This is a genomic window from Nocardia vinacea NBRC 16497, assembly GCF_000308835.1.
Lineage (GTDB): Bacteria > Actinomycetota > Actinomycetes > Mycobacteriales > Mycobacteriaceae > Nocardia > Nocardia vinacea.
Genome location: NZ_BAGN01000088.1, coordinates 1 through 24,749 on the forward strand (window position 1 = coordinate 1; position 24,749 = coordinate 24,749).

Annotated in this window: 24 protein-coding genes, 1 tRNA gene and 1 pseudogene; 16 read left to right on the top strand and 10 right to left on the bottom strand. The window is 65.0% G+C overall.

The window, feature by feature from the left end:
• The first annotated feature begins 42 nt into the window (after positions 1–42).
• Entirely contained in the window at positions 43–951 is a 909-nt protein-coding gene (locus ON44_RS11370; RefSeq protein ID WP_051181894.1) for an acyl-CoA thioesterase, read from the top strand.
• Between the two features lie 162 nt (positions 952–1,113).
• Here ON44_RS11370 and ON44_RS11375 read toward each other — a convergent pair whose 3' ends face one another.
• The 4 genes from ON44_RS11375 to ON44_RS11390 form a co-directional block, all read right to left on the bottom strand.
• Positions 1,114–1,539: a hypothetical protein gene (locus tag ON44_RS11375; RefSeq protein WP_040688923.1), complete on the bottom strand. Its 426-nt coding sequence runs from the start codon at positions 1,537–1,539 to the stop codon at positions 1,114–1,116.
• Between the two features lie 98 nt (positions 1,540–1,637).
• On the bottom strand, positions 1,638–2,261 hold the full coding sequence (locus ON44_RS11380; RefSeq protein ID WP_040688924.1) for an arsenate reductase/protein-tyrosine-phosphatase family protein: 624 nt from the start codon (positions 2,259–2,261) through the stop codon (positions 1,638–1,640).
• 243 nt (positions 2,262–2,504) lie between these two features.
• A complete protein-coding gene (locus ON44_RS11385; RefSeq protein WP_040688927.1) occupies positions 2,505–3,017 on the bottom strand; it encodes a monooxygenase family protein in 513 nt (170 codons plus the stop codon).
• Positions 3,018–3,159: 142 nt separating this feature from the next.
• A tRNA-Leu gene (locus ON44_RS11390) sits at positions 3,160–3,246 on the bottom strand.
• 221 nt (positions 3,247–3,467) lie between these two features.
• Here ON44_RS11390 and ON44_RS11395 point away from each other — a divergent pair.
• The 11 genes and pseudogenes from ON44_RS11395 (at position 3,468) to polA (ending at position 16,292) form a co-directional block, all read left to right on the top strand.
• Positions 3,468–4,085, top strand: a complete 618-nt coding sequence (locus ON44_RS11395; protein ID WP_040688928.1) for an ANTAR domain-containing response regulator — start codon at positions 3,468–3,470, stop codon at positions 4,083–4,085.
• A gap of 232 nt (positions 4,086–4,317) precedes the next feature.
• The gene (locus tag ON44_RS11400; protein ID WP_040688933.1) at positions 4,318–5,529 is read left to right on the top strand and encodes a branched-chain amino acid ABC transporter substrate-binding protein; all 1,212 of its coding nucleotides are present in this window, start codon (positions 4,318–4,320) and stop codon (positions 5,527–5,529) included.
• A gap of 96 nt (positions 5,530–5,625) precedes the next feature.
• Positions 5,626–6,663, top strand: a complete 1,038-nt coding sequence (locus tag ON44_RS11405; protein ID WP_040688934.1) for a branched-chain amino acid ABC transporter permease — start codon at positions 5,626–5,628, stop codon at positions 6,661–6,663.
• Positions 6,660–8,096 carry a branched-chain amino acid ABC transporter permease gene (locus ON44_RS11410; RefSeq protein ID WP_040688935.1) on the top strand — a complete coding sequence of 479 codons (1,437 nt, stop codon included), beginning with the start codon at positions 6,660–6,662 and terminating at the stop codon, positions 8,094–8,096. Before ON44_RS11405 ends, ON44_RS11410 begins: the two co-directional genes overlap by 4 nt.
• Positions 8,093–9,049, top strand: a pseudogene (locus ON44_RS52415) (ABC transporter ATP-binding protein); the annotation flags it as partial. The gene ON44_RS11410 and the pseudogene ON44_RS52415, both read left to right, overlap by 4 nt.
• A 141-nt stretch (positions 9,050–9,190) precedes the next feature.
• Positions 9,191–9,886: an ABC transporter ATP-binding protein gene (locus tag ON44_RS52420; RefSeq protein WP_245567112.1), complete on the top strand. Its 696-nt coding sequence runs from the start codon at positions 9,191–9,193 to the stop codon at positions 9,884–9,886.
• A gap of 150 nt (positions 9,887–10,036) precedes the next feature.
• Positions 10,037–11,713 (top strand): DUF885 domain-containing protein, encoded by a 1,677-nt coding sequence (locus ON44_RS11420; protein WP_051181895.1) that lies wholly within the window; start codon positions 10,037–10,039, stop codon positions 11,711–11,713.
• Between the two features lie 83 nt (positions 11,714–11,796).
• Complete coding sequence (locus tag ON44_RS46665; protein ID WP_051181896.1) at positions 11,797–12,804, top strand: neutral zinc metallopeptidase; 1,008 nt, start codon at positions 11,797–11,799, stop codon at positions 12,802–12,804.
• Between the two features lie 40 nt (positions 12,805–12,844).
• Entirely contained in the window at positions 12,845–13,072 is a 228-nt protein-coding gene (locus ON44_RS11430; protein WP_051181897.1) for a ribbon-helix-helix protein, CopG family, read from the top strand.
• A 5-nt stretch (positions 13,073–13,077) separates the two neighbouring features.
• On the top strand, positions 13,078–13,485 hold the full coding sequence (locus tag ON44_RS11435) for a type II toxin-antitoxin system VapC family toxin (protein ID WP_040689113.1): 408 nt from the start codon (positions 13,078–13,080) through the stop codon (positions 13,483–13,485).
• A gap of 62 nt (positions 13,486–13,547) precedes the next feature.
• Entirely contained in the window at positions 13,548–16,292 is a 2,745-nt protein-coding gene (gene polA / locus ON44_RS11440; protein WP_040688939.1) for a DNA polymerase I, read from the top strand.
• An 83-nt stretch (positions 16,293–16,375) separates the two neighbouring features.
• On the opposite strand, the gene ON44_RS11445 is transcribed toward polA, so the two are convergent.
• Positions 16,376–16,687 (bottom strand): DUF6191 domain-containing protein, encoded by a 312-nt coding sequence (locus ON44_RS11445; RefSeq protein WP_040688941.1) that lies wholly within the window; start codon positions 16,685–16,687, stop codon positions 16,376–16,378.
• Between the two features lie 371 nt (positions 16,688–17,058).
• Here ON44_RS11445 and ON44_RS11450 point away from each other — a divergent pair, with 371 nt between their 5' ends.
• Complete coding sequence (locus ON44_RS11450; RefSeq protein WP_040688943.1) at positions 17,059–17,493, top strand: 2-isopropylmalate synthase; 435 nt, start codon at positions 17,059–17,061, stop codon at positions 17,491–17,493.
• Between the two features lie 77 nt (positions 17,494–17,570).
• Here ON44_RS11450 and trxA read toward each other — a convergent pair whose 3' ends face one another.
• Positions 17,571–17,939, bottom strand: a complete 369-nt coding sequence (trxA, locus tag ON44_RS11455; RefSeq protein WP_040688945.1) for a thioredoxin — start codon at positions 17,937–17,939, stop codon at positions 17,571–17,573.
• Between the two features lie 67 nt (positions 17,940–18,006).
• Positions 18,007–18,528: a 2'-5' RNA ligase family protein gene (locus ON44_RS11460; protein WP_040688947.1), complete on the bottom strand. Its 522-nt coding sequence runs from the start codon at positions 18,526–18,528 to the stop codon at positions 18,007–18,009.
• Between the two features lie 116 nt (positions 18,529–18,644).
• Between ON44_RS11460 and ON44_RS11465 the strand changes: the two genes are divergently transcribed.
• Together ON44_RS11465 and ON44_RS11470 are read left to right on the top strand one after the other, a co-directional pair.
• Positions 18,645–19,703, top strand: a complete 1,059-nt coding sequence (locus tag ON44_RS11465; RefSeq protein WP_040688948.1) for an isocitrate/isopropylmalate dehydrogenase family protein — start codon at positions 18,645–18,647, stop codon at positions 19,701–19,703.
• A 191-nt stretch (positions 19,704–19,894) separates the two neighbouring features.
• A complete protein-coding gene (locus tag ON44_RS11470) occupies positions 19,895–20,974 on the top strand; it encodes a methyltransferase (protein WP_040688952.1) in 1,080 nt (359 codons plus the stop codon).
• Positions 20,975–21,034: 60 nt separating this feature from the next.
• On the opposite strand, the gene ON44_RS11475 is transcribed toward ON44_RS11470, so the two are convergent.
• The 3 genes from ON44_RS11475 to ON44_RS11485 all read right to left on the bottom strand — a co-directional run bounded on the left by ON44_RS11475 (position 21,035) and on the right by ON44_RS11485 (position 23,408).
• On the bottom strand, positions 21,035–21,382 hold the full coding sequence (locus tag ON44_RS11475) for a hypothetical protein (RefSeq protein WP_040688953.1): 348 nt from the start codon (positions 21,380–21,382) through the stop codon (positions 21,035–21,037).
• Entirely contained in the window at positions 21,382–22,506 is a 1,125-nt protein-coding gene (locus tag ON44_RS11480; RefSeq protein WP_157187104.1) for a peptidogalycan biosysnthesis protein, read from the bottom strand. Before ON44_RS11480 ends, ON44_RS11475 begins: the two co-directional genes overlap by 1 nt.
• Before the next feature lie 98 nt (positions 22,507–22,604).
• Positions 22,605–23,408: a hypothetical protein gene (locus tag ON44_RS11485; RefSeq protein ID WP_169338055.1), complete on the bottom strand. Its 804-nt coding sequence runs from the start codon at positions 23,406–23,408 to the stop codon at positions 22,605–22,607.
• A 204-nt stretch (positions 23,409–23,612) separates the two neighbouring features.
• On the opposite strand from ON44_RS11485, the gene hsaA reads away from it, so the two are divergent.
• Complete coding sequence (gene hsaA / locus ON44_RS11490; protein ID WP_040688960.1) at positions 23,613–24,749, top strand: 3-hydroxy-9,10-secoandrosta-1,3,5(10)-triene-9,17-dione monooxygenase oxygenase subunit; 1,137 nt, start codon at positions 23,613–23,615, stop codon at positions 24,747–24,749.

Here is a 24,749-nt window from a genome sequence, read left to right on the forward strand (position 1 = left end):
TCTGATCCATGTGCACCGTATCGGTGAGGAGGACCACTAGTTGTGAGCGCTTCGTTAGGTGGCGCTGTCGGCCTTGGGGCCGCAGCGGAGGGTACCGACCTCGACGTGCTGCTCGGACTGCTCGATCTGGAACAGGTCGACGAGGATGTCTTCGTCGGCCAGCATCCGGAGAAGGTCTGGAGCCGCACGTTCGGCGGTCAGCTGGTTTCGCAGGCGATCATGGCGGCGGGACGAACGGTCGACGGCGACCGTCCGTTGCACGCCGTCAACGCGCATTTCGTGCGTGGTGGCGATGTGAAGAAGCCGATCGAATATCAGGTCGACCGCCACCGCGACGGACGCTCGCTGGCCAACCGTACGGTCACCGCGACCCAGGACGGTCAGGAACTGTTCGTCATGCTCGCCGCGTTCCAGGATTGGGGCAAGGGGCTCGAGCACGCGCATGCCCAGCCGGAGGTGCCGGATCCGGAGACGCTGCCACGCGTCGAGGAGAGCTTCGCAGGCTTGGAAGACAAGCTGGAGATGTTCGTCAAGGCACCGCATCCGATCGATATGCGGTACACCAATGACCCGGCCTGGATCCTGAAGGGCACGGGGGAGCGGCTCAATCACAACCGCGTGTGGATGCGGGCCGATGGCAGACTGCCCGACGATCCGCTGATTCACGTTGCGACGCTTGGCTATTCGTCCGACACCACGGTGCTCGATTCGATCATCACCACGCACGGCCTGTCCTGGGGCCTGGACCGCATCGTGGCCGCGACGATCAACCATTCGATCTGGTTCCACCGCCCGTTCCGCTTCGACGATTGGGTGCTCTACGCCACCGAATCGCCGGTGGCCGCTGGTTCGCGTGGCCTTGCCACGGGCCGATTCTTCTCCCGCAGCGGCGAATTGCTCGCCACCACGGTCCAGGAAGGCATTATCCGCCACTTCCCCGCGCGTAGATGAGCTTGGAACCCATGTGTATTGCGGACAGTAACAACTGATTTCGCAAGCACGTGGGTAACTCATCGGGTACACCCAGAACTGGATTCGGTGACAACCGTCGGCCGGCGATGTGACTCAGCCAATCGCCTACGACCGGCAAAAGGCGCGGGGAGGCAGGGGAGTCTAAGGTCCGGGGAGGCGGAATCGTTCCCGCTCGGTTTCGAAGTCGAAGCTGTCGCGGCGCTGCACTCGGATGGTCCGCGGTATCTCCAGATCCAGTGCGCAGCTTGCGGTTTCCAACATCAGGCGCTTCTCCAGCGCGCTCAGGCTCGGTGCGGTCAGATCGCGCGGCGCACCGACCAGGCTGAGTGCGATCTCATAGGTGCGTCTTGCCCCCTGCTCCTGGCCGGGATGCGCTACGCGCCACTGGGTTTCGAGTAGTAGGTGCTCTGGTGCGTCGGACTCGACTGGCAATGTGAAGCGCCACGCGAAGACATCGCGGTCCTGGAGGTGGTCGTCCACCACCTCGCGTACCGAATCTACGACGCGATCGAGGGTTTCCGGTGTCACATAAACATGGAGCGAAACATCCGAAATTCGTTTCGGCATGTCTGATTCCTGTCGTGTGTCGAACCATCAACGGCGGAAGTTATTCCGCGCGCGAGTGTAATCCCTTTACCCGCTAATTGGACACCGGGCCCTGCGTGTCACCGGATCCGCTGGGCGGCAAGGAAGGCGGCCAGCGGTGCGGGCCCCCGCGCTCCGGGGGCGACCACCAGGCCCGGGCGCTGGTCGTCGACGGGCCTTTGCTGCTCGTGCGGCGCCAAGGCCAGCAGCAGCGGCACCAATGCCTCGGCGATCCGGTCCCCTATTTCGCAGAACGCGGCCTCCGACAGGCCGACCGGATCGGCGATATTCTCCCGGCCGACCAGAGCGAGGTCGTGGCGGGCATCGTGCAGATCGGCGACCGTCTCGGCGCCGGTGACCTTGGCGATGCGATGCGCCTCCAGCAGGGTGAAGGTGCGCGATCCGGCACCGAATCCCATTTGCGCCGCTTGATCCCGGATCTGCTCGGTCATGGCGAGCACCAGATCAGCGCGGTCGATCAGTTCCGGCTTGAGTTTGCGGGCCCGGAAATGGTCGGCATTGGCGCCGAGTCCCTCGATCGTCCGCGCGGCGAGCGGCTCGATCGGAAAACCAACCAGCGCACGGGTTCCCGCGCTCTCCGCGGTGAGCCGGGGCAGGTTGTATTCGACCGCTACGGCGCGGGTGAGCCGCTCGGCGATTACCGAACGGCACACATTGCCGTTGCAGACGAACAGGACGTGCATGCGGATACGGTAGGCCGCGCACGGGCCGACCAGAAGGCCGTGGACATCGAATCACAGCCCACGAAACATATATTCATCTGCTGGTCAAGTGCCGTACACAAAGTAAGCCCGGTATTCGGAAAGGCGCTCGATACGCGTTGCCGCTAGGCAGCCGATCGGTAATCGAGGTCTGGGCGTCCTGCTGAAGGTACCCGGCGCGAGCGGTTTCAACCATCACAGTATTGCCACGGTTGGGGACCGGATTTACTCGGACTCCCCACGGTAGTAAGCGGATTCGGTGACCACGGGCGCCGCCTCGGCCGCCTCGCCGTACACCCGCTCCCGCGTCGTGAACATCCGCCCGCGCGAGGCCACGACGGGTGCGAAACGCGGCAGTCCGGAGGCCGCTCCCATATCGTCGTACATCGCATCAATGCCGCCGCGCATGAAGTAGGCCTCATGCCAGAATCCGGTCCCGCCGGAGTCGCGCAGGAACTTCTGCCACCAATCCCGGTGCGGCGCAGAGCGTGTCCACTGTTCGAGTGAATCCAGATCCCGCCAATACTGCCGCGCCCCCCAATGCGGCGGAAACAGCGACCAGATCACATCCTCGTGCGACAACAGCCCGTCCGGCCGATCCTTGTGCGAACGATACAGTTTCGGGCCAAGACCGAGTAACCGCAGGATTCCGCGCGGCTTGCGCACCCGCATGCCGAGATAGATGACGACCAGATCCGGATACCCGGACAGATCGACAGTGGTCCTGTTCACCCGCATCGACGCACCTCCGCATCGGGCCGCCCACTGCAAACCCTACGCCGGAAATACGAGACAGCCCGCGCCCTAGTTCGATCGCCGCCCGAGCGGGCCTCAGGTGAGAACGGCCCATGCTCGTCAAGAGCATGGGCCGCCTGCCAGCTGGTGCCGATTGTGGGACTCGAACCCACACGTCCTTTCGGACAACGGTTTTTGAGACCGTCGCGTCTGCCAGTTCCGCCAAATCGGCGCACCGGTGGAAAAGCATAGCGGGTCACTGTCGAAAATCACGAATGGGCTGGGTCAGAAGTGATCGACGCCCGGTTTGCGCAGGGTATATGGGTTGTATGCGGAACTGAAAGGTACTCTTTACATCACTCGACGGCGACAGTGGGCGATGGACCGGTGCCCGGACCAGGGCCACTCATTCGCCTGTCGGGGACACGGCATCGGAACCAGAGGGGTCTACCTATGAGCAACACAGCAGGGGGCGCCGGCACGAAGCGGGACGCCGGGGCGAAGCGGGTCGTCGTCGCGGAAGACGAAGCGCTCATCCGCATGGATCTGGTGGAGATGCTGACCGAAGAGGGCTATCAGGTTGTCGGCGAGGCGGGCGACGGCCAGCAGGCGGTGGATCTGGCGGTGGAGCATCGGCCGGATCTGGTCATCATGGATGTGAAGATGCCGCGCCGCGACGGTATCGATGCGGCGGCCGAGATCGCGTCGAAACGCGTTGCGCCGGTTGTGATTTTGACCGCATTCAGTCAGCGTGATCTGGTCGAGCGGGCACGCGACGCCGGTGCGATGGCGTATCTGGTCAAGCCGTTCACGAAGTCGGATCTGGTGCCCGCCATCGAATTGGCGGCCAGCCGCTTCCACGAGATCACCGCGCTGGAGAGCGAGGTCGCCAATCTGGCCGACCGCCTCGAGACGCGCAAGCTGGTCGAGCGGGCCAAGGGCGTGCTCATGCAGACCCAGGGATTGTCTGAGCCGCAGGCATTCAAGTGGATTCAGCGTACGGCGATGGACCGCCGCACTACCATGAAGGCGGTAGCCGAGGTGGTGCTGGAAAATCTGGCCCCGAAGTAAGCCTGTCCTTGCGCCCCGGCCGTTCAAGGCCGGAAATTTTACTTTCCGGAAACCCGATCGCGATGAAAAATTCGAAACGAAGTCGATCGGATGATCCGAATGTGATGCGCCGCTAACGTACCAACGCTATGTTCTGACCGGGCTGACGTGGTCGGCCTCCTCGGAGGAGAGCCCGGGGGAGCACAGGACGTAGAGGTGAAACGTGCTTAGTTCGACATGGCGCAGTCGTTCGATGCGGGGTGCATTGGCCATCGGTGCCGCCGCCGCGCTCGTGCTGACGGGGTGTAGCGATAAATCGACCGACGGTGGCTCGGGCACCTCCGGCACCAGCGGCGCGGGCGGTCTGACGATCCAGCCGGTCATGCAGATCGACGCCAACGGCAAGCAGGTGCCGAAGTCGGACAGCGCCTCGGCCGCCGACCCGGCGGGCGACGGTAAGGCCACCTGCCCTGCGGGCACCGCGATCGCCATGGCGGGCGCGCTCACCGGTCCGGACGCGGCCCTCGGCATCAATATCGTCGACGGTGTGAAGCTCGCGCTGGACAAGCACAACAAGGCCAACCCGGGCTGCAAGATCGAGCTCAAGCAGTTCGACACCGAAGGCGACCCGCAGAAGGCCACCCAGGTCATTCCGCAGATCGTCAACGACAAGTCGATCATCGGCCTGGTCGGTCCGGCGTTCTCCGGTGAGACCAAGGCAACCGGCAAGATCCTCAGCGACGCCGGCCTGGTCTCGACGACCGCCTCCGCTACCAATGAGACGCTGACCCAGAACGGCTGGACCAGCTTCTTCCGCGGTCTGGCCAATGACGGCGTGCAGGGCCCGTCGGTCGGCAAGTACCTGGTCAACACCGCGGGCTACAAGAAGGTCTGCGTCATCCAGGACAACACCGACTACGGCACCGGTCTGGCCAAGACGATCATCGAGGGCCTCGGCTCCGCGAACGACGCGTCCTGCAACGCCAGCATCAAGAAGGGCGACAAGGACTTCTCCGCCACGGTCACCAAGATCGCGAGTGCCGCGCCGGACGCCGTCTTCTACTCCGGCTACTACTCCGAGGGCGCCCCGCTGGCCCAGCAGTTGAAGTCCGGTGGCGTCAAGGCGGTCTTCGTTTCCGCCGACGGCACCAACGATCCGCAGTTCGTCGCCCAGGCCGGTAGCTCGGCCAAGGGCGCGGTGCTGTCCTGCCCGTGTGGCCCGGCGCCGGATAAGTTCACGGCGGATTACAAGGCCCTCAACGGCGCGGAGCCCGGTGTGTACTCGGTCGAGGGTTACGATCTGACCACGATCTTGGCCAAGGGCATCGATGGCGGCAAGCTGACCCGTCCCGACCTGCTGGAGTACGTGCGGTCCTACGACGGCCCCGGCCTTGCGCGTCAGTACAAGTGGAACGCGACCGGTGAACTGTCCAACGCACTGATCTGGATCTACGAGGTCAAGTAGCCCTAGACAATCCGCACGGCGGCACGTACAGGGGTTCGTGGAATCCCCGTACGTGCCGCCGTGTCGGGTGGGCGAATGAATGAGGGCAAAAGACGAATGACATCAACGGCATTGGCCGGTGTAGCACAACTCGCCGGCGGTTCGATCGACTTCAATTACCACGGAGTGATCGATAACTTCTGGCGACTGACCGTCGACGGGGTGACCTACGGCTCAATCTATGCCTTGGTCGCCGTGGGCTATACCCTGGTCTACGGCGTATTGCGGCTGATCAATTTCGCCCATTCGGAAATATTCATGCTCGGCATGTTCGGTCAATTGGTCGGGCTCATGCTGTTCGGATTCGTGGCGAATCCCGATGTGTACACCCAGGGCATCATCCTGACGGTCACCTATCTCGCGTTGGCGATGATCATCGGCATGCTGGTATCCGGTGGCGCCGCGGTCGGATTGGAGCGTGTGGCCTATCGGCCATTGCGCAAACGCGGGGCCAAACCGCTCAGCTTCCTCATCACGGCGATCGGTATGTCGTTCGTGATCCAGGAATTCGTGCACTTCATCCTGCCGAAGATCAATCCCAAACTCGGCGGCACCAATGCGCAGCAGCCGATCAAACTGGTCGAGCCGAGCGTGCAGTTCAGCTTCTTCGGCGCCGAGGTCGACAACATCAAACTGCTGATCGTGCTCGCGGCCATCGCGCTGGCGATCGTGACCGAGGTGCTGATCAACCGGACCAAATTCGGGCGCGGCATCCGCGCCGTCGCCCAGGATCCCGACACCGCGACGCTGATGGGCGTTTCGCGGGAGCGGGTCATCATGTTGACCTTCTTCATCGGCGGTGTACTCGCCGGTGCGGCCGCGCTGCTGTACGCGATCAAGATCCCGCAGGGCATCATCTACTCCGGCGGATTCATCCTGGGCATCAAGGCATTCAGCGCCGCGGTGCTGGGCGGCATCGGCAATCTGCGCGGCGCATTGCTCGGCGGCATCCTGCTCGGTGTGGTGGAACAGTACGGCCAGTCGCTGCTCGGTTCGGAGTGGCGCGATGTCGTCGCGTTCGTCGTGCTGGTGCTGGTGCTGATGGTGCGCCCGACCGGCATCCTCGGTGAGAGTCTCGGGAGGGCCCGCGCATGACCGACTCGACCAAGACCCCAGATTTCGTACCCGAGACGACCAACGCGGCCCCGCCCAAACATGGTGTCGGAGACGCGATTCGGACCTGGTGGGACGGCCTGAGCCGCCCCGCGCAATGGGGTGTCGGCGTGCCGATCCTCATTCTGCTCGCACTGCTTCCGCTGTTCCCGCCGCCGCTGCTGGATACCCCCGGCTACAACTTCGGTCTGGTCATGGCGCAGGTCGCGATGTACGCGCTGATCGCCATCGGCCTGAATGTCGTTGTCGGACAGGCAGGGCTGCTCGACCTCGGCTACGTCGGCTTCTACGCCATCGGCGCGTACACGGTCGGCCTGCTCACCAGCCCCAACAGTCCGTGGAATCAGACCGACGGCGGCTGGCTGAATCCGACCTGGGCCTGGATGGCCTGTCTGCCGATCGCGGTCGCGGTGACGGCCATCTCCGGCATCATCCTCGGCACCCCGACGCTGCGGCTGCGCGGTGACTATCTGGCGATCGTGACCCTCGGCTTCGGTGAGATCGTGCGGCTGCTCGCCGACAATCTCTCCGATATCACCAATGGCAGCCTGGGTTTGTCCGGTGTCGCCTTCCCGCATGTCGGCGAATCCGACAGCAAGCCGGAGGGTGTGTTTTCCGGCGGTAACAGCGGCAATACCGATAGCGCGAATCTGCTCGACCGGGCCAGTTACGGCACCTGGTGGTACTGGTTCGCGATGGTGCTGGTGATCATCGTGCTGCTGATCGTCGGCAATCTGGAACGCAGCCGAGTCGGCCGCGCCTGGGTGGCCATCCGCGAGGACGAGGACGCCGCCGAGATCATGGGCGTGCCGACCTTCAAATTCAAGCTGTGGGCCTTCCTGATCGGCGCTGCCGTCGGCGGCATGTCGGGTGCGATCTACGCCGGTCAGGTGCAATTCATCAATCCGACCGGGTTCAACATCATCAATTCGATGCTGTTCCTGTGCGCGGTCGTCATCGGCGGTCAGGGCAATAAGCTCGGAGTCATCTTCGGTGCGTTCATCATTGCCTATCTGCCCGCGCGGCTGCAGTCGGTGAAATTGGTGAGCAGCGAGTCCACCGGGTACATCCTGTTGGCCATCGACGTGCTGGTCTTCGTCGGGTTGGTCCTCGTGTGGAAGTACAAGGGCGACAGTCTGAGTGCGTGGCCGCGGCGCGGCTGCATCACCGGCATGGTGGTCACCGGCGTCTTGGGCGCACTGCTGCTCGGCAGTGTGCTGCTGTTCCGCGTCGGTGGTGCCCAGTCCCTCGGTGACCTCAAGTACATGTACTTCGGAATTACCTTGGTGGTCATGATGATTCTGCGACCACAGGGTCTGTTCCCGGTGCGGCAGAAGCTGCTTACCTTCGGTAGGCAGGTGTATCAGGCCGTGCGCAAACCGGGTGAGCGTGAATTGATCGGAGCGGGACGATGACCGGGCCAGGCGCGGGTGACGCCCTGTTCGACAATGAGGATATGGCGGCCGGTTACGTGGCCCCGCCCGAGGTCGAGAGCGCGGGCGAGGTCGATGTCACCGCCGTGATCCCGGTGCTCGCCGATGCCGAGGTGGTCGCGGATGTGGTTGCGCCGCACCGCGACATCGAGACCGCGGTGGGTGCGCCGCTGCTGCGCACCGATGGGCTCACGGTGCAGTTCGGCGGTCTGACCGCATTGGACAAGGTGAGCTTCGAGATCCGCCGCGGTGAAATCCTCGGACTGATCGGACCCAATGGCGCGGGCAAGACCACCTGCTTCAACGCCATTACCGGTGTCTACAAACCGGCCTCGGGTCTGGTGTATTTCGACGGCAAACCGCTGACGAAAACCAAGCGCAATGAGATCACCCGGCTCGGTATCGCCCGCACCTTCCAGAATGTGCGGCTGTTCAGCGAGATGACCGCGCTGGAGAATGTGGTCGTCGGCACCGACGCCAGGCATAAGACCTCGGTGCCCGGTGCGATCTTCCGCACCCCGCGGCATCGCAGCGAGGAGAAGGACGCGATCGAGCGCGGCATGGCCCTGCTCGAATTCGTCGGTATCGCACCGCGTGCGGTGGAGAAGGCGCGCAATCTCTCCTACGGCGATCAGCGCCGACTGGAGATCGCCCGCGCGCTGGCCACCGAGCCGAAACTGCTCTGCCTGGACGAACCCGCCGCCGGGTTCAATCCGAGCGAGAAATCGGCGCTGATGGATCTGATCCGCAAGATCCGCGACGACGGGTTCACCGTGCTGTTGATCGAGCACGATATGCGCCTGGTCATGGGTGTCACGGACCGGATCGTGGTGCTGGAGTTCGGTCGCAAGATCGCCGATGGGCTGCCCGCGGAGATCCGCGACAACCCGGATGTGATCGCGGCGTATCTGGGTGTGCCGGATACCGAGGCCGCGGCGGCCGAAAAGGCCACCGCCGTAACCGAAGTGATCGAACCGGAGCAGCCCGTCGACGAACCGACTCCGGCCGGTGGCGAGCATCGCAAAGCGGAGCCGCGCGACTTCAACGAGGCGCCGCCGCTGCTCGAGGTCGACGATATGGTCGTCAACTACGGCAGAATCCAAGCGCTGCACGGGGTTTCGCTCCGTGTCGCCGAGGGTGAGCTGGTGACTCTGCTCGGCGCCAACGGCGCGGGGAAGACCACCACCATGCGCGCGCTGTCCGGGTTGCTGCCGCTGACCCGCGGCAAGATCAGGTTCGAGGGTCGTGACATCACCCAAATGAAGGCGCACGAGCGGGTGACGCACGGGTTGATCCAGGCGCCTGAGGGGCGGGGCGTCTTCCCCGGTATGACGGTCCAGGAAAACCTCGATATGGGTTGCTACGGAAGGGCTTTCAAACAGAAGGCAGAGTACGGCCAGACGCTGGAGTGGGTTTTCGAGCTGTTCCCGCGGCTGTCCGAGCGACGCAAGCAGGTCGGTGGCACGCTCTCCGGCGGTGAGCAGCAGATGCTGGCCATCGGCCGCTCGCTCATGGCCCGCCCGCGCCTGCTGCTGCTCGATGAACCGTCGATGGGCTTGGCGCCCATGGTGATTCAGCAGATCTTCCGGATCATCAGCGAGATCAACCAGCAGGGCACCACGGTGCTTTTGGTCGAGCAGAATGCCCAGCAGGCGCTCACCCGTAGCGATCGCGCCTACATCCTGGAGACCGGTGAGGTCACCAAGAGCGGTATCGGTGGGGATCTGCTCACCGACCCCGCGGTGAAGTCGGCCTACCTGGGCGTGGGCTAGAAATCGGACCGTCCATGGCCGCCTCGAGGCAAGATGGCGGGATGTGCACGGCGAAGGCCGAGCCGGCGCTCGGTCTTCGCCGTGCACATCAGACGCTGGCCTGCGTTGGGCGCCGGCGCGCCCAATGACCACTACTGGAGGAATGGCGCTGTGGACGGGCATGACGAACTGACGAATCTGGCCGACCGCTACTGGGACAGCGTGCTGGCGGCCGCACCGAGCACGGCCACCCTGCTCGGCGACCACCGCTTCGACGACCGCATCGAGGATCGCTCGCCCGAGGCCGAACAGCGACTGCTCGCGACCTTGCGCGAGTTGCGCGATCGGGTCGTCGGTCTCGACGCCGAAAACCTCGACGGAACCGACCGGGTCACCCGCGGTCTGCTGCGCACCGAACTGGATACGGCCATCGACAATCTGGCGTGGCGGCCGACCGAACTGGCATCGGACCAGATGGACGGTGTGCACGCGGGCATGCTCATGATGGCCACCCAGACCAAGGCGCCGCAGCCCGAACACGCGCACGCCCTGGTCCGGCGGTATCACCAGTTCGGCGCGCTGTTCGACCAGGCGGTCCAGCAGTTCCGCAACGGCCTGGCCGCGGGCCGCACGCCGGCGCGCATCACCATCGAACGCTCGCTCAATCAGCTGGATGGCTATCTGGCCTCCGATATCGCCACCGATCCGTTCACCACCTTCGCCGGACCGGCGGACTGGGCCGGGGAAGCCGACTGGCGTGCCGATCTCACCGAGGTCGCCCGCGAGATGATTCGCCCGGCCTTCCAACGCTATCGAGACGTACTGGCCGATGAACTGCGGCCCGCCGCCCGTCCCGATGACAAATGCGGCCTGTGCTGGCTCGGTGCCGACGGCGAGGACATCTACCGGCGGCAGCTGCGCCGCCACACCACCCTGCCCGATCTCGGCGCGGACGAGATCCACGAACTCGGTCTCTCCGAATTGGCGCTGCTGCGTGCGGAGTACGCCGCGGTCGGGACCCGGCTGTTCGGTACTGGCGATACCGCCGAAATCTTCACCCGCCTGCGCCGGGATACCGAACTGCGTTACGTCAGTGGCGAGGAGATCATGGCCGATGCGCAGCGTGCGCTCGGCGCGGCGGCCGCGGAGATGGGCAACTGGTTCGGCCGCCTGCCCAAGGAATCCTGCGATATCGTCCCGGTGCCGGAATTCCTGGCCGCGGATGCGCCTGCGGCGTACTACTTTCCGCCCGCCGCGGACGGATCCAGGCCCGGCACCTACTTCGTGAACCAGCACGAACCCACCGGCCGCAGCCGCTACGAGACGGCGGCGGTCGCCTATCACGAGGCGATTCCGGGGCATCACCTGCAACTCACCATCGCCAACGAACTCGATCAGCTGCCGCGATTCCAACGGCAGTCCTTCGCGAATACCGCCTTCGTCGAGGGCTGGGCGCTCTACACCGAACGTCTTGCCGACGAAATGGGTTTGTACGACGACGATTTGGCGCGCGTCGGCATGCTCGCCGCCGATTCGTGGCGCTCGTGCCGACTCGTCGTCGATACCGGAATCCACGCCAAGGGCTGGAGTCGTCAGCAGGCCATCGACTTCATGGTGGCCAACGCACCGGTCGGGCTGACCGAGATCGAGGTCGAGATCGACCGTTATATCGCGATCCCCGGTCAGGCCGTGGCCTACAAGGTCGGTCAGCTCGAGATTCGTCGGCAGCGTCGGCAGGCCGCCGAGCGGCTCGGTGCCGCCTTCGACATCAAGGCATTCCACGATGTGGTGCTCGGCTCCGGCTCGGTCAGCCTGCCGGTGCTGCGCGAACTTGTGGCCACACTGTGACCCGCTGAGCGGCTCCCCGAGTTGCGGGCCGATGTGGGCGGGGTTCCAATGAATGTGCGGTGATCGAGCTCTCTAGGTAGGTCATGAACAGCACGTTCAGCTCTCGGCTCGGTCCGTTGCGCGGCAATCGCATCGTGCTGATCTGGGTGGTGCTCGGTGTGATCGGCGCGCTCACCGCGACAGGTTTGCTCGTGACCGGACGCTCCACCGACGCGGGTGAAATGCTTACCGCGCGTACAATTTCCGATTCGACGACACCGGGATTCGCGGGCGCCCTGCCCGACTCGGCGAATCCGATCGGCGATGCCGCGCCCCCGGTCGCCTTCGCGCCGTTGGCCGGGTTATCGCCGGCCGGGATGCCGGTCGCGTCGAGTCGGGCGGTGCAGGCGCTGGCCGATCATCCGCTCTTCGCCCAGCACGTCGGACTCGGCAGGGTCGATTGCAAACTGCCCGCTTGGCACGACGATCCGGAGACGGCACGGGCCTTCTACCGGTCCGCGATCGCCTGCCTGGACGCGTCATGGGAACCGACACTGCGCGGCGCCGGACTGCCGTTCCATCCGCCGCGGCTACTCGCCCCCACCGAATCCCGTGATGTGGCAAGCCAATGCGTACAGCGACTGCGCAACGGTCCGACAACGTTCTACTGCGCCCTCGACGAAACCCTGGTCCTGCCATACGATGCCATGCGGCCGTTGTCCAGTGGCTCGCGCCGCGGCGCCCAATTGGCAGTCCTCAGTACCGAATACGGCCACCACGTGCAGAACCTGATCGGCGTCATGCAGGCCTACAACGAAAAACGTGCGACCATCGGCAAGGAAACCACCGCCGGTCGCGAGCAGAGCCGCCGCATGGAACTGCAGGCCCGTTGCTTCTCCGGCATGTTCCTCGGCACCAACTTCGGCCGCGCCGATATCGATGAACAAACCTGGACCGAAGCCTCCCATACCGTCCAGAGCGGCCACGCCACCCGCGATCCACGCATGCAGGGCACCGAAGAAAACGTGTGGGGCTGGTGGAAATGGGGCTCCGACAAGGGCGACACCTGGGAGTGCAATACCTGGTACAGCTCCCCGGCGCACGTGGAGTGATCCGCGCATTCACCTACGACACTGGGTATGCTGGCATACCATGAAGCGTACGACGGTGAAACTGCCGGACGACCTGGATGACCGGGTCCGGCAGGAGGCTGCACGGAGGGAGATGACGATTTCCGATTGGACGAGGGAAGCCATCGAGGCTCATTTGCCCGAGGGCAGTGAGCCGCGACGATTCGGCGCGGCCGCCGCTGGGCGCAGCGGTCGATCGGATATTTCTGAGCGGATCGAAGAGATCCTGCGCGGGGAGTGGGACCGATAGCGCGCTTGATCGTCGACGCCGGACCGCTGTATGCCTACGTCGATGCGGACGATGCCCACCACAAGGCTTGCCTGAATCTGTTACAACACCACCGAGGTCCACTGGTTGTGCCCACTTTGGTCATCACCGAAGCCGCGTACCTGATTGCGACCCGGCTCGGTGCTGAAGCCGAGGTGCGGTTTCTCGGAGACTTCGCAGAAGGTCTGTTTTCCGTCGAACCGGTCCATCCTTCGGACTGGCTGCGTATTGCCGAATTGACTGCCAAGTATCGGGATTTGCCGCTCGGTACGGCCGATGCGTCGGTCGTCGCCACGGCTGAACGGCTCGGCGTTACCAAGGTGGCGACCCTGGATCGGCGCCATTTTTCCGTCGTTCGGCCTTGCCACATCGACGCCTTCGAGATTCTGCCCTGAGCGATTGAAGTGCCCCGTGCCCCGCAGTGTCTTTGTCGGTGGGCGTCAATAGACTCTCAGGCGTGACCCCAGCGACTACTGATCAGCGTTCCAGTGCCGTGCCAGGAGCAGCCAGCGAAGCGGGTGGTGTGCGGCCGACGCTGTTGCTGTTGGATGGGCATTCGATTGCCTATCGCGCGTTCTTCGCGCTGCCCGCGGAGAACTTCAAGACGGTCACCGGGCAGACCACGAATGCGGTGTACGGATTCACCGCGATGCTGATCAATCTGTTGCGGGACGAGAAGCCGACGCATATCGCGGCCGCTTTCGACGTCAGCCGCAAGACCTTCCGTACCGAGGCGTATCCGGAGTACAAGGCCGGGCGCAATGCCACGCCCGATGAGTTCCGCGGCCAGGTCGAACTCACCAAGGATGTGCTCGGCGCCATGGGCATCCCGGTGATGGCGATCGACGGTTTCGAGGCCGACGACCTGATCGCCACTATCGCGACGCAGGCCGTGGGCGAGGGTTTCCGCGTTCTGATCGTCTCCGGTGACCGTGATGCCATCCAGTTGGTCAGCGATGAGGTCACACTGCTCTACCCGCGCAAGGGCGTCTCCGATCTCACCCGGTTCACCCCGGATGAGGTGATGGCCAAATATCAGCTCACCCCGGCCCAGTACCCGGATTACGCGGCCCTGCGCGGGGACCCGAGCGATAACCTGCCCGGCATTCCGGGCGTCGGGGAGAAGACCGCCGCCAAGTGGATTCGCGAATACGGCGATCTGACCACCCTCGTCGACAAGGTGGACGAGGTGAAGGGCAAGGTCGGCGACGCACTGCGCGCCAACCTCAGCAGTGTCGTGCTCAACCGCCAGCTCACCGAGATGGTCCGCGACGTTCCGCTGCCCTACACCCCCGATCAGCTGGCCCAGCAGCCGTGGGATCGCAACAAGATCCACCAGCTCTTCGACGACCTGGAGTTCCGGGTGCTGCGCGACCGGCTCTTCGAAACCCTCGCCCCGCCGGAGCCCGAGGCCGAATCCGGCTTCGAGATCAGCGGCGGTGCGCTCGAGGTCGGCGCGGTCACCGGGTGGCTCGCCGAACATGCGAAAGTCGGTGTCCGACACGGCATTTCGGTGGTCGGCACCAATACGCCCGGCAATGGGGACACGCGCGCGCTCGCCATCGCCGCCGCGGACGGCGAGAGCGGCTACATCGATGTCGCCGTGCTGACCCCGGAAGACGAAGCCGCACTTGGCGCTTGGCTGGCCGATCCGGCCGTGCCGAAGGCGCTGCACGAGGCCAAGGCCGCCATGCACGCGCTGCGTGGTCGCGGCTGGACCTTGGCCGGTCTCACCAGCGATACCGCCCTGGCCGCCTACCTGGTCCGCCCCGGCCAGCGCAGCTTCAACCTCGACGATCTCTCGCTGCGCTACCTGCACCGCGAACTGCGCGCCGAAACCGACGAAACCCCGCAGCTGTCCCTGCTCGACGACGCCGACACCGTGGACGCCGAGCTGGCGCAGACCGAAATGCTGCGCGCGAGGGCAGTTCTCGACCTTGCCGAGGCACTCGACGGCGAACTGCGCCAGATCGAATCCAGCGCACTGCTCGACGATATGGAACTGCCGCTGCTCAGCGTTCTCGCCGAACTGGAGAACGCCGGCATCGCGGTCGATATCGAGCAGCTCGAGAACCTGCAGCGCCAATTCGCCGATAAGGTCACCGATGCGGCCAACGCCGCCTATGGCGTGATCGGCAAGCAGATCAACCTCGGCTCCCCCAAGCAGCTGCAGGTGGTGCTCTTCGACGAACTCGATATGCCGAAGACCAAGCGCACCAAAACCGGTTACACCACCGACGCCGACGCGCTGGAATCGCTGTTCGAGAAGACCGAGCATCCGTTCCTGCGGCATCTGCTCGAGCACCGCGACGCCACCCGGCTCAAGGTCACCGTGGACGGTCTGCTCAAATCCGTCGCCGACGACGGCCGCATCCACACCACGTTCAACCAGACCATCGCCGCCACCGGCCGGCTGTCCTCGACCGAGCCGAATCTGCAGAACATCCCGATCCGCACCGATACCGGCCGCCAGATCCGCGACACCTTCGTGGTCGGCCCGGGCTACCAGTCGCTGATGACCGCGGATTACAGCCAGATCGAAATGCGCATCATGGCCCACCTTTCCGGTGACGAGGGCCTGATCGAGGCCTTCAACTCCGGCGAGGATCTGCACACCTTCGTCGCCTCCAAGGCCTTCGATATCCCGCTGTCGGAGGTGACGCCCGAAATGCGCCGCCGGATCAAGGCGATGTCCTACGGTCTCGCGTACGGCCTGAGCTCCTATGGCCTTTCGACGCAGCTGAAGATCAGCACGCAGGAGGCCAAGGAGCAGATGGAGGTCTACTTCGACCGCTTCGGCGGCATTCGCGACTATCTCTACGAGGTCGTCGAACAGGCGCGCAAGGTCGGCTACACCGAAACCCTCTTCGGTCGCCGCCGCTACCTGCCCGATCTGGACTCCAGCAACCGCCAGCGCCGTGAGGCCGCCGAACGCATGGCCCTCAACGCGCCCATCCAGGGCACCGCCGCCGACATCATCAAGGTCGCGATGATCAACGTGAACAAGGCGATCAAGGAGGCGGGCCTGCGCTCGCGCATGCTGCTGCAGATCCACGACGAACTGGTCTTCGAGGTCGCCGAGGGGGAGAAGGACACCCTCGACGCACTCGCCCGCGAACAGATGTCCTCGGCGATCACGCTGTCGGTGCCGTTGGACGTCTCCGTCGGCACCGGCCGCAGCTGGGACTCCGCCGCGCACTGAGCGCGGGGCGCGGCACACCGTATTTCCGGTGTGCCGCATCGCAATTCAGCGCCCCGCGGCCAGCATTGTGCACATTCGAGTGATCACTGCTCGCGCCGCACCAGTTTCGCCGATCCCGTTCGCAGATCGATCTCATCGCGTGGCGGTGCTCCATCGGACTTATCTTCTTTATGCATCAGTGCCGTCTGCCGCTGTTCGAACTCGTAATGCTTCGAACCTTGAAAGGCCGCGGCGACCTGTTCGAATCCGGTCGCGGCGACCGGCGTGTGCTTGCGGTGTTTGAACCACGGCAGTATCCGACTGCCGGTAAGCCGATTCCACAGCACCTCGACGAAAGCGAGTCCGATCAGCAGGACGGCCAACCCGGGGATGGTCATGGCGACAAGGGCACCCATGTGACCGAAAGTACCGCCGCGACGGCGGCATGCGATCTGCCCTCGTTGCCACACCCCCTGAGCTGCGCGGATGGTACTCGCGAGTAGGTGCGACGGAGCGACAAATGTGGTTGCTATTGCGTCGAGATCGACCTATTCTGGTCGGCGTGCCGAATCCCGCCGACCGCCACAGCGCCGCGCTCCATGTCGCAGACCGCGACAGCGCAGTGCTAATTCCGCTTACCGCGATGGTGGCAACCCGGCGACTTCTCGTAGTAACCCGCCGTAGCGGGGTCTGATTCGGACCGGCCCCCTCGCTGCGGGCTACTGATTACTTACTGCTGGTCCCCTCTGTCAATTGAGACGACAATCCTCGGGAAGACCTCCGCACAATGACCATCCTGACACTTGACCCCAATATGTTCATCGAAGCCGCCCCCAAGGCGCTGCGCGCCGAATGCGCCGATCTGACACCCACGCAATTCCACCACCGCTATTGCGAGCACTCCGGCCCGATTCGGGTCGGCGATTGGTCGCCGGCGGGCAATCGGAGCGCGGAGTTCACGGCCACCCTTGAATTCGCCGACCACCTGCGCACGGTGATCGCCACCGGCAGCCCGGTCGCCGCGATGACCTCGGCCCTCTACGACGAGGGCTATCCGGTCGAAATCCTGCAATTCCACCAGCGCCGCACCGCTGCGGGCACCGCGACATTCGTGCAGTGCGAATGCGATGGCAGGCGCGGCTGGGGCGCGGCCCTGGCTGATGACGGCGCTGAATCGACGGTCCGCGCCATGATCGCGGGCGTCAACAAGCTGGGCGCCTGAGCGTACGAAAACCCAACGGGCCGTTCACATTCCACGGAATGTGAACGGCCCGTTGGCGTAGTTGTGCGCGCCGAAGCTTACTGACCGGCCTGCTGCTCGGCGAGTTGCTTGCGCACCTCGTCCATATCCAGCGCCTTCACCTGGGTGACCAGATCCTCCAGCGCGGCGGGCGGCAGCGCGCCCGGCTGCGCGAAGACCAGCACGCCCTCGCGGAACGCCATGATGGTCGGAATCGAGCGGATGTTGGCGGCGGCGGCCAGGCCCTGTTCGGCCTCGGTGTCGACCTTGCCGTGCACGACATCGGGATGCTTGTCCGAGGAGGCCTCGAAGGTGGGTGCGAAGCTCTTGCACGGACCGCACCAGTCGGCCCAGAAATCGACGAGTACCACGTCGTTTCCGGTGACGATCTCATCGAAATTCTGTTGGTTCAGCGTCTGGGTGGCCATGACGTCCTCTCGTGTCGTAGTCGCCAGCTATAACGTCCGGCGCGGTATATATCTTCCGGCGGTGCCTCTATCTTCCTCGGGCGACCGGCCACTCGCGCCGTTGATCGCCGTCCCAACGGCGGATACCCACCACGGTCGCCGGGAAATCACGGTCCCTGGCGACGGCGTGGATCGCCTCGCCCAAATGCTGCGTCGGCACCCTTCTGGCCAGGGTGATATGCGGCGTCCATTCATCGGGTTGCACATTCGACGGTATGCCGGGACACGGCGAAACGACGGCGAGAATACGACGTTGCAGTGCGAGCAGGTGTTCCGAGGGCACTACCGACCGGACCAGGATCGGATGGCGTGCACCGAAGATCAGCACGCCGCCCAGTCGTATCGGAATCGGCCGGAAGGTGAGCTGGTCCAGTGCGTGATCGATGCGCGGCCAGATCTGCCTGGCCACCGCGACGGTGATATGCGGCCGGTTGGTTTCGGCATGCTTCCCGGCCAAACTCGGAATGCCTGCCTCGGCGAGCAACTGCCACTGCCGCCGGATCTCCGCATCGGCCACATCGTCCAATAACAATTCGACCGACTGCACCATAGTTCACGAGAGGTTAGCCGCCCGCGCGGCTCGATGGGCGGCGAACACGCGGCCCAGTTGTCGGCGAACAACTTGCGTCGCGGGAGGATGGCCAGGTGAACCGTGATACGTCGCCTATGCGACTCGGCCTCATCGAAGGTGACGGCATCGGCCCCGAGGTGGTCCGCGCCACCCGCGCGGTGGTCGACGAAGCACTCGCCGCGGTCGGCGCTGCCTCGGTCGACTGGATTCAGTTGCCGATGGGGCAGCACGCCATCGCCGAATTCGGCAATCCGCTGCCGGAACAGACCCTCGCGGCCCTCGACGAACTCGATGCCTGGATCCTCGGCCCGCACGACAATGCCGCCTACCCGCCCGAACATCGAATCGCACCCGGCGGTGCCGTCCGCAAACGCTTCGGCCTCTATGCGAATATCCGCCCCGCCCGTGCCTTCGCGGGAGTCAAGGCGAGCGCTCCCGATATCGACCTGGTGATCGTCCGGGAGAACAGCGAAGGCTTCTATGCCGACCGCAACATGTTCGCCGGATCGGGCGAGTTCCGACCGACCCCCGACGTGGCGATGGCGGTCGGCCTGATCACCCGGCAGGCGTGCGAGCGGATCGCGCACGAGGCCTTTCGGCTCGCGGCCGCGCGCCGCAAGCGGGTCACCATCGTGCACAAGGCCAATGTGCTGCCGATGACGATGGGCCTGTTCCGCGATGTCTGCTATGACGTCGCCCACGCCTATCCGGGCGTCGAGGTCGACGACGAACACGTCGACGCGGTCGCCGCCCATCTGGTCCGCGCCGCCCGCGACTACGACGTGGTGGTGACCGAGAACCTGTTCGGTGACATCCTTTCCGATCTCGCGGGTGAGCTGAGCGGCTCGCTCGGCATCGCCGCATCGCTCAACTGCTCGGCGACCAAGGCGATGGCCCAGGCGGTGCACGGCGCCGCGCCGACGCTGGCCGGACACAACCGCGCAAACCCGGCGGCGCTCCAGCTTTCGGCGGCAATGTTGTTGCACTGGCTGGGAATTCGCGACAACAACCGTGCGCTGTCGAGCGCGGGCGAGCGCATCGAACGCGCCGTCGCGGGCGCCTTCGCCGCGGGTATCGCCACCGCCGACCTGGGCGGCCTCGCCTCGACCAGCGAATTCACCGAGCAGATCTGCGCCAGGGTGCACCGCCGCTGACCCGGACCGGCGAGGCGACCGGGAACCCAACTCGTTCGAACCGGAACCGAGCACATATCCGACCGAGCGACAATGAAGACGATCTACGCCAGGCTGTGCAAATGTGACGACGGGTTGGCCCTCCAGCGCCGCACAGAGCTGGCAGAAATCCTCGGCCTGCGGAAACCGGTGGGCGACCGCACAATGTTCGGGTGGCTAAAGGCAAGAACACAGTTCCACCACTGCCCGTGGTCCGGGTGGTCGAACGGATCCGCACCGCGCTGCTGACGCTGCACCGCAAGCTCGCACCCCCGCCGATCGCGGTCTTCGAGATGATCACGGCGGCATCGACCGCCCAGGCCGTTTGCGCCGCAGCGCAACTCGGCATTGCCGATGCGCTGAGCACTGGTCCGCGCGGCCTCGCCGAACTGGCGACCGAGATCGGCGCCGATCCCGACTACCTGCGGCGGTTGCTGCGCTGGCTGATCGGCCAAGGGATCTTCACCCAACGCCCGGACGGAGCATATGCACTGACCCCCCTCGCCGAACCGTTGCGAGCGGATGCGCCGGTATCCCTAAGGGACTTCGCGCTGTTCATCGGATCCACCCACCACCGCCGGTACTGGTCGTACCTCAGCGATGCGGTGCGCACCGGCCGGGTGGTCATTCCCGAAAGCGCCGACGGATTGGCGTTTTTCGACTACGTACGCACAGATCGGGAATTCGGCGCTATCTTCGACGGCGCGATGACCAGTGTGTCGGAACTGATGCTGGAACCGATGTTGGCCGCGGGCCACTTCGATCGATTCCCCACGATCGTCGATGTCGGCGGCGGGCGCGGTCGGCTGCTCGCCGAAATTCTCTCTCGCGCACCGCAATCCCGCGGCATCCTGTTCGACCTACCCGAGGTCGTCGCCGAGGTGTCGGTGCCGCAACGCTGCACCGCTGTCGGCGGCTCGTTCTTCGACTCCGTTCCCGAGGGCGGCGACGCCTACCTGCTCAAGCACATCGTGCATGACTGGACCGACGCAGACGCCGTGAAGATCCTGCGCACCGTGCATCGCGCCATGACCGGCTCGGCACGGTTGCTGCTGATGGAAGTTGTCCTCCCGGAAGATAATCGGCCGCATCGTGGCAAATTCCTCGACCTCGAGATGATGGTCAGCGCGGGCGGCCGCGAACGCACCGCACAAGAATTCCGTGGCCTCCTCGCCACAGCAGGATTCGAAATCGTGCGCATCATCCCCACCGCCACACCGGACAGCATCGTGGAGGCACGCAAGGCCGATTGACCAGGTTCGGCCGAGACCGCAGACGCATCGACTGCATACGATCTCGGCCCACCACAGTCGTCACCGCCCGGGCAGCGGGATGGGCATGGGAGGGTCGGTGAGGATCCGGGCGTCCAGGATTTCGTACCATTCGTCCTGACTGGTCCGCCGCGTCTCCCACATCGGATCTTTCGACCGTTCGGCAACTTCCCGGCGGTAGCTGCCCCAAGCCGCCTCGTCGGCGAAACTGACATGATGTTCGATACAGTGCACATCGTCGCCGATGGTCACCGTGTACCACTTGGTATCGAGCACCGTGTCCATGTCCGCATAGAACCACAGCTGCCGGTCTGCAATCCATTGCCAGAAGGCGCTCAGGTCACCGCGTGCTTTGGCGGTCGGCCGGAAGCGGTAGACGAGATGCAGCATCAATATTCTCCTATCAGAGAATCGTCGAGTAGGTCCGCCCAGTCCGGACCCAGTACCGACGCGTACCGGTCGTGATAGCCGAGTACAGTGCGCCGATTGTGCGCCCGCACCTGAGCAGGGTCGAGCGCGCCGCGGGCGAGCAGCACAACCGCGGCGAGCGGTTGCAAGCTCGCACCCCGCGATATCTTGGCTTGCAGTGACGACGTCGACAGGTGCACATGCTCGAGACCGTTGCGGGCGGCGTAATCGACCGGTGCGACGCAGGTGGTGACGAAGTAGGCACCGTCGCGGTGGGCGTGCTCGGCCGCACCGAAGTACCGCCCGTGCAGGCTGGTGCCGTGGCGATAGCACACCGCAGCGGCGACCAGTTCACCGTGGCGGTGGCACAGCACGGCCTTCGCCGTGTCGAGCAGACCTACCTCCCGCTGCGCGGCGAAGACCGTGTGCATCCACGAAACACCGCCACCAGCACCATATTTGCGGCGCGTGTTCGCGATCAGCGGTGCGATCGCCGCCGTGACCTGCGGCGTGAGGTCGGACCATTCGAGCTCATACCCGGCGGCCGCGAATTCCCGCAGCTCACGTCGACGCCGCTTGCGATGATGCCCGCTCGCTCTTATCAGAAGACCCGTTGTGCCGTCGCGTGGAACGCTGATCATCGCGTCGGCGGCGTGCACCAGTAGCCGCGCGGAGCGGTTCGACGCAGCGAGTTCGCGAGCGGCCGCCAATGGTAGGTACGGCATGATCACCCCCGCTCGACGATGTTCGCGGGCGTAGTAGCGACATGCCGCAAGCATGCGGCGCAGCGCAGACGCGCGCATCGAGCCCGGCACACAGATGAGCCCATTACGCACCGACCGCCGAGCGCCGAGCCAGACGAACGGCTCCCGCCACGGCCCAGTGACGCCGGGGAAGAAGTCCGGCAGATGGAACAGACCCGGGGTTTGCTCGCCCTCCCAGGCCGGAGTCGCGGCGACGAGCCGGTCCGCGGCACGGACAGTGACGACGCGATGCGGTGCGACCGCCGTATCGAGGTGTCGTAGCCAGCGGTAGCTGCAGAACAGATCCCCGGACTGGACGAGGCTGTCCCAGTTTCCCGCGGTAACCGACTCCAGTGTCGCCACGGCGGTGTGCAGCCTCGTTCGTGTCGAGAACCGACCCGACGCGGTGGCACACGCCCGTTCCGGCGACTCATCGAGGCTGCCGAAAACAGCCCGCCCGATCATGATTCGCTGCCCTCGGCCTGATGCGCCGCGAGCGCGGAGTCGTGCCGTCCACCGCTGATCAACTCGAGCCGCCGCGGCCACCGATGGCCGTCGACTCCGCCGGGACCGGCGAAATAGAATGTGGAGCAGCCCACCCCGTGGATGCGGTCGTGCGGGTTGAACCCGCCGCCGTCGGGGATCAGTCCGGCGGTTCGCGCCAGCCGATGCCGCAGCGATGAATAGCCGCTCCAGTCGAAATCGCGGACGGTGAAGGCGAAATGAGTTTCCCGGTTGTGCTGGCGCTCGTCGTCTCGCGCCCGCCGCAGCTGCCGTGCGATCCTCGACGATCCGGTGGCCGTGACGGATTCGGCCGGATAGAAGATTTCGTACCGCTGCTCGGCTCCAGGCCCACCGGAGTGCCCGTACGCTCGCAAGATGTTGATGCGATAGCCGCGTGGGTCGATCCCGTACCGGGCGCAGAACCGCTGCTGGACAACGACGCTGGGCATCGTGGCACCGACCTGCAGACCCGCCGCGGCAAGGTCCCGGTGCAGCGCGGCCGCGTTCGCCGGAAACACCATGAGGGCACAGTGATCGAAAACATATCGATTCCACGGCACATCATTCGAGTCGCCGAGCCGATCGGAAAACAGTAGTGCCGACAGAATCTCGTGCGACGAGCGAACGGTGGTAAAGCCGATCAACCGACTCAGCCTGGCTGCGTCGTCGATGGCGCTCGCGCCGTCGGTGGCCGGGCCGGATGCCGCCGAGTCGGATGCTTCGAGATGTTCGGGTAGTTCGATCACGTGAGGAAACCCCATGAGGTGCAGCAATTCCCGCGCGACCCGACGTGGGACATACGATCAACAGCAATGTGCCAGGCCATGCCGGTTCTTGCAACCGCTGGGACAAAGTTCACAGCTGGGAACCACTCGACGAGCACACTGCCGGTTGTCGTGGCAGTATTCGCGCTGTCGTCCTTCAATCGGACCGCACGGTCCGACTCGACACCCCACAGGACAGCTATGACAGATCGCAAAATCCTGGACAGCGTCCGGGATCTCGTCCCGGTTATCCGGCAGCGGGCGGAGCGGGCCGAACGGGAGCGGACCATACCGGAGCAGACGATTCGCGAGCTCACCGCGACGGGCGTTTTCCGTATGCTCCAGCCCCGCGAATTCGGTGGCTACGAGTCGTCACCGGTGGAATTCTTCGAGGTGGTCCGGTTGATCGCGGCCGCGTGCCCCTCGACCGGATGGGTCACCTCGATCTTCGGTACGCACGCCTGGCAGCTCGCCCTGTTTCCCGCACCCGCGCAACATGATATCTGGTCCGACACCCCGGACGCGTTGATCGCGACTTCCTACCTGCCCTCAGGGACGCTGACACCGGTGGAGGGCGGCGTCGAACTGTCCGGGCGGTGGGGGTTCTCCTCCGGATGCGAGCACGCCGACTGGGTCATGGTGGGGGCTTTGGCACCCGGCGTGGACGGCGCGGCCGATGACCATTTGACATTACTGGTGCCCCGCAGCGACTTTCGAATCGATGATGTGTGGCGTTCTGTGGGGCTGGCCGGAACAGGCAGCCATGACGTGCTACTCGACAAGACCTTTGTGCCTGCCCACCGAATCCACGACGCCGAGCGACACAATGCCGGAGACACCGGTGCCGACGCCGAAACCCCTGCGTTGTACCGCCTTCCGTTCACCAGTGTGCTGCCGGGTGGCGTCGCCGCACCGGTGATCGGAGCCGCCCAGGGCGCTTATGCCGCGTTCGTCGAGCGCATGCGGGGACGGGCCGACGACAGCGCCGTCGCCGTGCGGTTGGCCTGTGCCGCGTCGGAGATCGATGCCGCGATCCTCCAGCTCGAGCGCAATCTGTCCGAACAGCTGCGCTATGCCGAAGCGGGCGAGGACATTCCACTCGAACTGCGCTTGCGCGCCCGGCGCGACCAGGTACGCGCCACTGAACGCGCGGTCGAGGCGGTCGAGTCGCTGTTCCGGATCGCCGGTGGCCGCGCCGCCCGAACTCCCGATGTGCTGGAACGGCATTGGCGCGATGTGCACACCGGCAGCCTGCACCTGGCCAATGCCGCCGAGCGTGCGCTGGCGAACTTCGGCAGGGGCGAACTCGGTGCGACAGTGGAAGACCGGATTCTCTGA